An 11685-nucleotide genomic window follows, 5' to 3' on the forward strand; every position below is an offset into this window, starting at 1 on the left:
CGGCGGCCGCGGCGGCAGCGGCGGCCGCGCGGGAGGCGGCGCGAGCGCGCAGGCGCCGGCGCGCCAAGCGGCACGACCACGGCGACGAATTTCTCGATATGAACGTCGACGTCGACCCGGACTGGGACGAGCCGCCGTCGACGACGGCGTCCGAACGGAGCGGCGGCACGCTGGGGTTTGCCGGCACGGCACCGCGGGAGGCGGTCGCCGAGGCGGCCGGCTTAACCACACTGGGTGGCAGCGAATTGGGTGGCGGCTTAAGGGCGCCGATGTTGCCGGGCACCTGGGACCCGGACGCGGCGGCGACGGCGGGCCGTCAGAAACCGTCGGCGTAATGTCGGTTGAGTGCGTAGCGAAGGTGATACCTGGGACATCACAACGAGTGTCGGTTCGACGGCGCTGTTCGTAGCGACCGCCCGAGCGCTGGAGGCGCAGAAGCCCGACCCACTGGCCGTCGACCCGTACGCGGAGTTGTTCTGTCGGGCCGTCGGCGGTCACGCGGCCGACGTGCTCGACGGCAAGGACCCCGACCACCCGCTGAAGTCCGAGGACTTCGGCGTGCATTTCGTCAACTTCCAGGGCGCCCGCACCCGGTACTTCGACGAATACTTCCGCAGGGCCGCCGAGGCGGGCGTGCGGCAGGTCGTCATCCTGGCTGCCGGGCTCGATTCGCGCGCCTACCGGCTGGACTGGCCGGGCGCCACGACGATCTTCGAGCTGGACCGCCCGCAGGTCCTGGACTTCAAGCGCGAGGTGCTCACCGAGCACCGCGCCCAACCGCGCGCCGACCGTCGCGAGATCGCCGTCGACCTCCGGGACGACTGGCCGCAGGCCTTGCGGGACAGCGGTTTTGACGCGGCCAAGCCGTCCGCCTGGATCGCCGAGGGCTTGCTGATCTATCTGCCGGCCAGCGCGCAGGAGCAGCTGTTCACCGGCATCGACGGCCTGGCCGGCCACGGCAGCCACGTCGCGATCGAAGATGGCGCGCCGCTCGCGCCCGAGGAATTCGAGGCCGCGGTCGAGGAGGAGCGCGCCGCCGCCGACGGCGACCGGCGCCTGTTCTTCCAGTTGGTCTACAACGAGCAGCACGCGCCGGCCGCGGAGTGGTTCGGCGGGCGCGGATGGACGGCCGTCGGCACCCCGCTCGCCGATTACCTGCGACAGGTCGGGCGCCCGGTGCCCGGCCCGGACACCGAAGCCGGGCCGATGATCGCCCGCAACACCCTGGTGAGCGCCGTCAAGGACTGACGGGAACTTTCCCGCTCCAACTAGCGACTACTCCTACGGGCTCGTGACGCCGCCCAACAGCCCACGCGGCCGTCAAGTCCAGCCCGGATCGTTAAGGAGTCGTCGCTATGACCGCGCCCGTGTGGATGGCGTCGCCGCCGGAGATCCATTCGGCGCAGCTGAGCAGCGGTCCGGGACCCGGCGGGCTGCTGGCCGGCGCCGCGGGATGGAGCTCGCTGAGCGCGACGTACGCGTCCGTCGCCGACGAACTGGCGTCCATCCTGGCCGCGGTCGAGGCCGGGGCGTGGGAGGGGCCCACCGCGGCGCAATATGCGGCCGCGCACGTGCCCTACCTGGCCTGGCTGATGCGGGCCAGCGCCAACAGTGCATCGGTGGCCGCCCAGCACGAGACCGCCGCCGCCGCCTACACCGCCGCGCTGGCCGCGATGCCCACCCTGGTGGAATTGGCCGCGAATCACACGATCCACGCGGTGCTGGTGGCGACGAACTTCTTCGGCATCAACACGATTCCCATTGCGCTGAACGAAGCCGACTATGTCCGGATGTGGATCCAGGCGGCCACCACCATGGCCACCTACCAGACCGTCGCCGGCACGGCGGTGGCGTCGGCGCCGCAGACCGATGCCGCGCCGCAGATCCTGCACGCCGCCGATGACAACAGCGACGGCAGCGACACCGGCGACAGCGGAGACATCATCGACAACGACGGCGGTGACCCGACGCAATGGAGTTGGTGGGTCAACCGGCTCACCGAAGTTACCCAGACGCTGGGCCGCGACCTCGAGGAATTCCCTGAAAACCCCGCCGAGTCCATAGCCCAGGTCGAGAACGACGTCCCGCTACTGGTTGCGGACGAATTCACTCATGTGGGGGAAGTCATCGACACCTTCCCGCAGCTGCAGGCGGTTATCCCGCTCGCGCTCATCACGCCGCTCGGCGCCGGTTCGCTGGCCGGGTTCGCCGGCCTGAGCGGGCTGTCGGGGATCCAGCCCGGCCCGGCCCCCGCCGTGGTGACCGCACATGTGCCCGACGCGCCCGCCATGCCGGCGCCCGCCGGCTCCCCGGCTGTAGCCGTTGCCTCCACCGCCCCGGCCCCGACTTCGGCTCCGGCCCCGGCTCCCGCGCCGGCCGCCGCGTCGGTGGCGGCCGGGGTCCCGCCACCGCCCCCCGCGGGCGTTGCCGGGGGCCCCTTCCCCTACCTGGTGGGCGGGCCGACCATCGGGACCGGCACCGGCATGGGTACCGGCGCTCAGCGGAAAACACCCGAGCCCGATAGCGCGGCGGCCGCGGCTGTCGCCGGGGCGTCGGCGCGCGAACAGGAACGGGCGCGCCGGCGGCGGCGGGCGGCGATGAACGACCACCACCGCGGCTACCGGTACGAGTACGCCGATCCGGAGTGGGAGACGGACGACGAGCCCGGTTTCGACACGGCCGCGACGGCCGCGTCCGACGTCGGCGTGGGGCCACTGGGCTTCGCCGGAACCGCCCGCACCCAGGTGGCGCCGGCGGCGGGCCTGGCCACCCTGGCGGGCGACGAGTTCGGCGGCGGCCCGTCGGTGCCGATGATGCCCCAAACTTGGCCTCCGGATGCTTTTGATAATGAAAACGATTTTCAGTAAGCTCAGCTGGTCGAGGTGGTCCTGCTGCGGAATGTCCAGGTCAGCGGCCGCGAAGGGGGAGGCGGTGGCGCAACGCGCGTAAGCCGGGGGCGCCTCGACAACAAGCTTAGGCAATGCTAACTTCAGGCAGGTTAGGTTAGGGGAAGCTACATAGATGGGAAGTAACAGCCGTGGAACGCGGTGACGCCGGCGTGCTCGCAGCCCGGCCTACGCATTCTCGTCCAGACGGCAGGGTCGACGCCGATATCGTCAGCCGGTTCGCGACATGTTGTCGCGCCCTGGGGATCTCGGTGTATGAGCGCCAGCGCCCGGCTGACCTGGCCGCGGCCCGCTCCGGCTTCACCGCGCTCACGCGCATCGCCCACGATCAATGCGACGCCTGGACCGGGCTCGCCGCCGCCGGCGACATCTCCCTGCGTGTGCTGGAGGCCGTCTCACGCACCGCGGCCACGGCCGGCACGTTGCAGCGCCACGTGGAACTGGCGCCCGGCGCCCTGGGCTTCCGCTACGAGACCGGGCTGTACCTCCAATTCCGCGCCGTCACGCCCGACGATCTCCACCTCGCCTACGCGGCGGCGCTGGCAACCGACGGACGGTTTGCCGACGCGGACCGGATCGTCGCCGGCCTCATCGAACGCCGCCCGAGCTGGCGCGAGGCCCGCTGGGTGGCCGTCGTCATCAACTACCGCGCCGAGCGCTGGTCGGACGTCGTCAAGCTGCTCACCCCGATCGTCAATGACGCCGACCTCGACGAGACCTTCTCGCACGCGGCGAAGGTCACACTGGGGACCGCGCTGGCCCGCCTGGGCATGTTCGCGCCCGCGCTGTCCTACCTCGAGGAACCCGACGGACCCGTCGCCGTCGCGGCGGTGGACGGCGCGCTGGCCAAGGCGCTGGTGCTGCGGGCGCACGTCGACGAGGAGTCGGCGAGCGACGTGCTGCACGACCTGTATGCGGCCCACCCCGCCAACGAGCAGATCGAACAGGCCTTGTCCGACACCAGTTTTGGGATCGTGACCACCACGGCGGCCCGCATCGAGGCCCGCACCGATCCCTGGGATCCCGCCACCGAGCCCAGCGCCGACGACTTCATCGACCCGGCCGCCCACGAGCGCAAGGCCGCGCTGCTGCACGAGGCCGAACGCCAGCTCGCCGAGTTCATCGGGCTCGACGAGGTCAAGAACCAGGTGTCCCGGCTGAAGAGCTCGGTGGCCATGGAGCTGGTGCGCAAGCAGCGCGGGCTCGCCGTGGCGCAGCGCACCCACCACCTGGTCTTCGCCGGGCCGCCCGGGACCGGTAAGACCACCATCGCCCGCGTCGTCGCCAAGATCTATTGCGGCCTGGGCCTTTTGAAGCGGGAGAACATCAGGGAGGTGCATCGCGCCGACCTCATCGGTCAGCACATCGGCGAGACCGAGGCCAAGACGAACGCGATCATCGACAGCGCCCTGGACGGGGTGCTGTTCCTCGATGAGGCCTATGCCCTGGTGGCCACCGGCGCCAAGAACGACTTCGGGCTGGTGGCCATCGACACCCTGTTGGCGCGCATGGAAAACGACCGCGACCGGCTGGTGGTCATCATCGCCGGCTACCGGGCCGATCTGGACAAGTTCCTCGACACCAATGAGGGCCTGCGGTCCCGGTTCACCCGCAACATCGACTTTCCCTCCTACACGCCCGGTGAGCTGGTGGAGATCGCGCACAAGATGGCCGAGCAACGCGACAGTGTCTTCGAGCCCGCCGCGCTCGAGCACATGGAAGCCCTGTTCTCGAAGCTGGCCACCGACTCCACGCCCGACGCCAACGGAATCTCGCGGCGCAACCTCGACATCGCGGGCAACGGCCGGTTCGTCCGCAACATCGTCGAACGCTCCGAGGAGGAACGAGAATTCCGGCTCGACCACTCCGAACACGCCGGAACCGGGGAATTCAGTGACGAGGAGCTGATGACGATCACCGACCAGGACGTCGAGAAGTCGGTGGAGCCGCTGCTGCGCGGCCTGGGGCTGTCGGTGCCGGCATGACCAATACCAATCATGAGCCGGACGGCGAATGGGCAGGTGCTCGGCGTTCGTTTACCTCACGAACCCCGGTCAACGAGAATCCCGACAGGGTGGAATACCGGCGCGGCTTCGTCACGCGCCACCAGGTGACCGGCTGGCGTTTCGTGATGCGCCGGATCGCCTCCGGCATCGCCCTGCACGACACCAGGATGCTCGTCGACCCGCTGCGCACCCAGTCGCGCGCGGTGCTGATGGGCGCGCTCATCCTCATCACCGGGCTGGCGGGCTGCTTCGTGTTCTCGCTGATCCGGCCGAGCGGCTCGGCGGGTAACAACGCGGTGCTTGCCGACCGGTCGACCGCCGCGTTGTACGTGCGGGTGGGCGAGGATCTGCACCCGGTGCTCAACCTGACCTCGGCCCGGCTGATCGTCGGCAAGCCGGTCAACCCGACCACGGTGAAAAGCTCTGAGCTGGACCGGTTTCCGCGCGGCAACCTGATCGGCATTCCGGGCGCGCCGGAGCGAATGGTGCAGAACGCCTCGCGCGACGCCGACTGGACGGTGTGCGACGCGGTGAGCGGAACGTCGCACGGCGCCCACAGCACGGGTGTCACGGTGGTCGCCGGTCGCCCCGATGGTGACGGCGCGCGGGCCGGCGCGATCCACCCCAATCAAGGCATCCTGGTCGATAACGGCACCGGCACTTGGCTGCTCTGGGACGGCAAGCGCAGCCAGATCGACCTGGCCAACCACGCGGTGACCAACGCGCTGGGCCTCGGTGTCGAGGTACCCGCGGCGCGGCCGATCGCACAGGGTTTGTTCAACGCGATCCCCGAGTCGCCCGCGCTCGCGCCGCCGTCGATCCCGAATGCCGGTGCACCCGCGGGCTTTTCGGTGCCGGCCCCGATCGGCGGCGTAATCGTCTCCTACGGGCTGGAGCAGAACCAGCGCTACTACGCGGTGTTGCCCGACGGCCTGCAGCAGGTTTCGCCCGTGCTGGCCGCGATCCTGCGCAATTCCAATTCCTATGGCCTCGACCAACCGCCGCGGCTAGGCGCCGACCAGGTGTCCAAGCTGCCGGTGTCGCGGATGCTCGACACGACCCGCTACCCCGACCAGCAGGTCGCCCTCATCGACGCGGCCAAGGATCCCGTCACCTGCGCCCACTGGAGCAAGCCGGCCGGGGCAGCAACCAGCTCGCTCGGCCTGCTCTCCGGCTCGGTGCTGCCGGTGTCCGAGGGGATACGCACCGTCGACCTGGTCGGTGGTGGCGCCCCGGGCGTCGCGGCCCGCGTCGCCCTGGCGCCGGGCACCGGCTATTTCACGCAGACCGTGGGCGGCGGGCCGGCCGCCCCGGCCGCCGGATCGTTGTTCTGGGTCTCCGACACCGGCGTGCGCTACGGCATCGACACGGAAACCGGTGACGGTGCCGTCCGCAGCAAAACCGTTGAGGCCCTGGGCCTGAACCCGCCTGCGGTCCCCGTGCCGTGGTCGGTCCTGTCACTGTTCGCGCCGGGTCCGACACTGTCGCGCGCCGACGCGCTGCTGGCCCACGACGGCCTGGCGCCCGACGCCAGGCCCGGGCGCCCGGTTTCGGCGGAGGGGGAGGGCCGATGAGCCGGCTGATCTTCGAGGCGCGCCGGCGGCTGGCGCCGCCCGCCACCCGCAAGGGCACCATCACCATCGAGGCGCCCCCGGAGCTGCCCCGGGTCATTCCGCCGTCGTTTCTGCGTCGCGCGATGCCGTACGTGCTGGTGCTCCTGATCGTGGGCATGGTGGTGGCGCTCGTTGCCACCGGGATGCGGGTGATCTCCCCGCAGACGCTGTTCTTCCCGTTCGTGCTGCTGCTCGCGGCGACCGCGCTCTATCGCGGCAACGACAACAAGACGCGCACCGAGGAGGTCGACGCCGAACGGGCCGACTACCTGCGCTACCTGTCGGTGGTCCGGGACAACATCCGAACGCAGGCCGCCCAGCAGCGGGCGGCCGCCGAGTGGTCCCACCCGGACCCGGCCGGCCTCGCGGCGGTGCCCGGGTCGCGCCGCCAGTGGGAGCGTGACCCGCACGATCCCGACTTTTTGGTGCTGCGGGCCGGACGTCACCAGGTGCCCCTCGACACCGCGCTGCGCGTCAACGACACCGCCGACGAGATCGACCTGGAACCGGTGTCGCACAGCGCATTACGCAGCCTGCTGGACACCCAGCGCACCGTGCGCGACGTGCCGACCGGTATCGACTTGACGAAGGTGTCGCGGATCACTCTGTTTATCGGCGCCGGCAGCGCCGAAGACGAAGCGCGGGCGGCGTTGCGTGCCTGGATCGCTCAGGCCGTGACGTGGCACGACCCGACCGTGCTCGGCGTCGCGCTGGCCGCCCGCGACCTGGAGGGCCCGGACTGGTCCTGGCTGAAGTGGTTGCCGCACGTCGACATTCCCGGCGAGCTCGACGGCGTCGGACCGGCCCGCTTCCTGTCGACGGACGCCGACGAGCTCGTCGCGATGCTGGGGCCCACGCTCGCCGACCGGCCCGCGTTCACGGGTGAGCCCGCGGATGCGCTGCGGCACTTGCTGATCGTCGTGGACGACCCCGACTACGACCTGAACGCCTCGGCGCTGGCGCTGGGCCGGGCGGGCGTCACCGTCGTGCACTATTCGGCCACGCAACCGCACCGCGAGCAGTATTCCGATCCCGAAAAGCCGATCCTGCGGGTCACGCGCGGCGCTATCGAGCGCTGGCAGACCGGCGGCTGGCAGCCGTACATCGACAACGCCGATCGACTCGGCGCCGCCGAGGCCGCGCACCTGGCCCGTCAGCTGTCGCGGTGGGACTCCAACCCGACGCACGCCGGATTGCGCTCCGCCGCCACCCGCGGCGCGACCTTCACCACGCTGCTGGGCATCCCGGACGCGTCGCAGCTGGACGTGCCCACGCTATGGGCGCCGCGCCGCCGCGACGACGAGTTGCGCGTTCCGATCGGCGTCACCGCGACCGGCGAGCCGCTGATGTTCGACCTCAAGGACGAGGCCGAGGGCGGAATGGGCCCGCACGGCCTGATGATCGGTATGACCGGCTCCGGGAAGTCGCAGACCCTGATGTCGATCCTGTTGTCGCTGTTGACAACCCACTCGGCCGACCGGCTGATCGTCATCTACGCCGACTTCAAGGGCGAGGCGGGAGCCGACAGCTTCCGGAACTTCCCGCAGGTCGTCGCGGTGATCTCGAACATGGCCGAGAAGAAGTCGCTCGCCGACCGGTTCGCCGACACGCTGCGGGGCGAGGTGGCGCGGCGTGAGACGCTGCTGCGCGAGGCCGGGCGGCGGGTTCAGGGCAGCGCGTTCAACTCCGTTACAGAGTACGAGAACGCCATCGCGTCCGGGCACGACTTGCCGCCGCTGCCAACGCTTTTCGTGGTTGCCGACGAGTTCACCCTGATGCTGGCCGACCACCCGGAGTACGCGGAGCTGTTCGACTACGTCGCCCGCAAGGGCCGCTCGTTCCGCATCCACATCCTGTTCGCGTCCCAGACCCTGGACGTGGGCAAGATCAAAGACATCGACAAGAACACCTCCTACCGCATCGGGTTGAAGGTGGCCAGCCCCAGCGTGTCCCGGCAGATCATCGGCGTCGAGGACGCCTATCACATCGAGTCCGGCAAGGAGCACAAGGGCGAGGGCTTCCTGGTGCCCGCCCCCGGCGCCGCCCCGATCAAGTTCCGCAGCACCTACGTCGACGGCATCTACGAGCCGCCGCAGAAGACCAAATCCCTTGTGGTGCAGTCGAATCCCGAGCCGAAGCTGTTCCCGGCCGGGATGGTGGAGCCCGATCACGGCACCGTGATATCCACCGGCGAGGACGAGGAATACGCCGGCCCGCCGCGCAAGCTGATCGCGACCATCGGCGAACAACTGGCGGGGTACGGCCCGCGGGCGCCGCAGCTGTGGCTGCCGCCGCTGGACGAACCGATCCCGCTCACCGAGGTGCTGGCCCGCGCCGGCGTGCCGCACGGGCAATGGCGGTGGCCGCTCGGCGAGATCGACAAGCCGTTCGAGATGCGCCGCGACCCGCTGGTGTTCGACGCCGCCTCATCGGCCGGGAACATGGTGATCCACGGCGGCCCGAAGTCAGGGAAATCGACCGCGCTGCAGACGTTCATCCTGTCGGCGGCCAACCTGCACTCGCCCCGCGAGGTCACGTTCTACTGCCTGGACTACGGCGGCGGACAGCTGCGGGCGCTGGACGGGCTGGCGCACGTCGGCAGCGTCGCGTCGGCGCTGGAACCCGAACGCATCCGCCGCACCTTCGGCGAGCTGGAGCAGCTGCTGCTGTCCCGCCAGCAGCGCGAGGCTTTCCGGGAAAAGGACGGCTCCGCCCCCGACGACGGTTACGGCGAGGTGTTCTTGGTCATCGACAACCTCTATGCCTTCGGCCGGGACAACACCGATCAGTTCAACACGCGTAATCCGTTGCTGGCCAAGGTGACCGAGCTGGTGAACGTCGGCCTCGCCTACGGCATCCACGTGGTGATCACCACGCCGAGCTGGCTGGAGGTGCCGCTGGCGATGCGCGACGGCCTCGGGCTGCGGCTCGAGCTGAAGTTGCACGACGCGCGGGACAGCAACGTGCGGGTGGTCGGCGAGCTGCGCCGCCCGGCCGACGCCGTCCCGCACGACCAGCCGGGCCGCGGATTGACCATGGCCGCAGAGCATTTCCTGTTCGCGGCGCCCCAGCTGGACCAGATCGACGCCATCAACGCCCGCTACCCCGGGGTCTCCGCGCCGCCGGTCCGGCTGCTGCCCACCAACCTCGCGCCCGACGCGCTGGGACCGCTCTACCGCGGCGCCGAGAAGGTGGTCATCGGTCAGCGCGAAGAGGACCTCGCTCCCGTCGTCCTCGACTTCGCCGAGAACCCACTGCTGATGGTGTTCGGCGACAGCAGGTCCGGAAAGACCACGCTGCTGCGCCACGTCATCCGCACCATCCGCGAGCACTCCACCGCCGACCAGGTGGCCTTCACGGTGCTGGATCGGCGGCTACACCTGGTCGACGAGCCGTTGTTCCCGGACAACGAATACACGGCCAACATCGACCGGGTCGCCCCCGCGATGCTGGGTCTGGCCAACATCATCGAGTCGCGGCGGCCCCCGGCCGGTCTGTCACCCGCGGAGCTGTCCCGCTGGACCTACCGCGGCCACACCCATTACCTGATCATCGACGACGTCGACCAGATCCCGGACACACCGGCGATGAGCGGGCCATACATCGGGCAGCGGCCGTGGACCCCGCTGATCGCCCAGCTTTCGCAGGCCGGCGATCTGGGGTTGCGGGTGATCGTCACGGCGCGTGCCACCGGTTCGGCCCACGGCCTGATGACCAGCCCGCTGCTGCGCCGCTTCAACGACCTGCAGGCGACCACGCTGATGCTGTCCGGCAACCCGCAAGACAGCGGCAAGATCCGGGGCCAGCGGTTTGGCCGGATGCCGGCCGGCCGCGCGGTTCTGTTGGGCGACAGCGACATTCCGACGTATGTGCAGTTGGTCAACCCGCTAGTCGGTGAGGCCGCCATGTTTGGTGATACGCAACAGAAGGGGAGTTAGTCATGACGTTGCGAGTGGTTCCCGAGGGGCTGGCCGCGACCAGCGCGGCCGTGGAGGCGCTGACGGCGCGGCTGGCGGCCGCGCACGCCGCGGCGGTCCCGGCGATTACCGCGGTGGTGCCGCCAGCGGCTGATCCGGTGTCGCTGCAGACCGCCGCGGGATTCAGCGCCCAGGGGCAGGAGCACGCCGCCATCGCCGCCCAAGGTGTCGAAGAGTTGGGCCGCGCCGGCGTGGGCGTGGGTGAGTCGGGCGCAAGCTATCTCGCCGGTGACGCGGCGGCGGCCGCGACCTACGGGGTGGCGGGCGGCTAGGAATGACCGCGCCCGTTTGGATGGCTTCGCCGCCGGAGGTGCATTCGGCGTTGCTGAGCACCGGTCCGGGACCGGGGTCGCTGCTTGCGGCCGCCGGGGCCTGGTCGGCGCTCAGCGCCGAATACGCCTCGGCGGCGGGCGAACTCAGCGGGCTTTTGGGCGCGGTACAGGCGGGCGCGTGGCAGGGGCCGAGCGCCGAGCAGTACGTGGCGGCGCACGCCCCGTACCTGGCGTGGCTGCAGCAGGCCAGCGCCGACAGCGCGGGCGTGGCGGCACAGCACGAGGTCGCCGCGGCGGCCTACACCAGCGCGCTGGCGGCGATGCCGACCCTGATGGAGCTGGCCGCCAACCACGTCATCCACGGCGTCCTGCTGGCGACCAATTTCTTTGGAATCAACACGATCCCGATCGCGCTCAACGAGGCCGACTACCTCCGCATGTGGGTGCAGGCCGCCACCACAATGGGCGCCTACCAGGCCGTCTCAGGCGGGGCGTTGGCCTCGGCGCCGCGCACCGCGCCGGCTCCCAACATCGTGAATCAGAACGAGGCGGCGCAGAGCAACCCGGTGTCGTCGGTCGTGAACTTCTACGAGCAAGGGGCCAGTCAATTCTCGGGGCTGCTGCAGAATCCGGTTGGGACGCTGCAACAGATCATCACCGCGTTCGCCACGAATCCCGCTGCGGCGCTGGTGGCCTACGCCCCGCTGATTTTCTTCGGTGCCTACGAGGTGATTTCACCGATCGCCACATACGGACCCATGCTCATGGCGCTGTCCCTCGGGGTGAGCCTGAGCCTGGGACAGATCACGCTGCCGCTGGGCGAGCTTGCCCCGATCGCGGCGCCGATTGCGGCGGGGGCGGTCGCCGCGCCTGCTCTCGCGTCAACCGCTTCCGCGGTGTGGCCGGTCGCC

Annotated in this window: 7 protein-coding genes and 1 pseudogene; all 8 read left to right on the plus strand. The window is 70.2% G+C overall.

What is annotated here, in order from left to right; genetic code table 11:
* Positions 1 to 335, plus strand: a pseudogene (locus N415_RS24325) (hypothetical protein); the annotation flags it as partial.
* A 10-nt stretch (positions 336 to 345) separates the two neighbouring features.
* Positions 346 to 1248, plus strand: coding sequence for a class I SAM-dependent methyltransferase (locus N415_RS24330; RefSeq protein WP_068187463.1), 903 nt, complete (start codon positions 346 to 348; stop codon positions 1246 to 1248).
* 107 nt (positions 1249 to 1355) lie between these two features.
* Positions 1356 to 2867, plus strand: coding sequence for a PPE family protein (locus tag N415_RS24335; RefSeq protein ID WP_068187464.1), 1512 nt, complete (start codon positions 1356 to 1358; stop codon positions 2865 to 2867).
* Positions 2868 to 3037: 170 nt separating this feature from the next.
* On the plus strand, positions 3038 to 4891 hold the full coding sequence (eccA, locus tag N415_RS24340; RefSeq protein WP_068187465.1) for a type VII secretion AAA-ATPase EccA: 1854 nt from the start codon (positions 3038 to 3040) through the stop codon (positions 4889 to 4891).
* Positions 4888 to 6486: a type VII secretion protein EccB gene (eccB, locus tag N415_RS24345; protein ID WP_068187466.1), complete on the plus strand. Its 1599-nt coding sequence runs from the start codon at positions 4888 to 4890 to the stop codon at positions 6484 to 6486. Before eccA ends, eccB begins: the two co-directional genes overlap by 4 nt.
* Positions 6483 to 10463: a type VII secretion protein EccCa gene (eccCa, locus tag N415_RS24350; protein ID WP_068187467.1), complete on the plus strand. Its 3981-nt coding sequence runs from the start codon at positions 6483 to 6485 to the stop codon at positions 10461 to 10463. The genes eccB and eccCa overlap by 4 nt, the downstream gene beginning before the upstream one ends.
* A gap of 2 nt (positions 10464 to 10465) precedes the next feature.
* Positions 10466 to 10774 carry a PE family protein gene (locus N415_RS24355; protein WP_068187468.1) on the plus strand — a complete coding sequence of 103 codons (309 nt, stop codon included), beginning with the start codon at positions 10466 to 10468 and terminating at the stop codon, positions 10772 to 10774.
* A gap of 2 nt (positions 10775 to 10776) precedes the next feature.
* Positions 10777 to 11685: PPE family protein (locus N415_RS24360; protein ID WP_152531552.1), on the plus strand; the 909-nt coding region annotated here is incomplete at its 3' end.

Origin of the sequence: Mycobacterium sp. UM_CSW (genome assembly GCF_000455205.1) — a bacterium.
Classification (GTDB): domain Bacteria; phylum Actinomycetota; class Actinomycetes; order Mycobacteriales; family Mycobacteriaceae; genus Mycobacterium.

Bases quoted from the DNA above. Each gene is read 5' to 3' on its own strand.
- N415_RS24335 (WP_068187464.1), top strand. From the start codon at position 1,356: ATGACCGCGCCCGTGTGGATGGCGTCGCCGCCGGAGATCCATTCGGCG.
- eccB (WP_068187466.1), top strand. From the start codon at position 4,888: ATGACCAATACCAATCATGAGCCGGACGGCGAATGGGCAGGTGCTCGG.
- eccCa (WP_068187467.1), top strand. From the start codon at position 6,483: ATGAGCCGGCTGATCTTCGAGGCGCGCCGGCGGCTGGCGCCGCCCGCC.
- N415_RS24355 (WP_068187468.1), top strand. From the start codon at position 10,466: ATGACGTTGCGAGTGGTTCCCGAGGGGCTGGCCGCGACCAGCGCGGCC.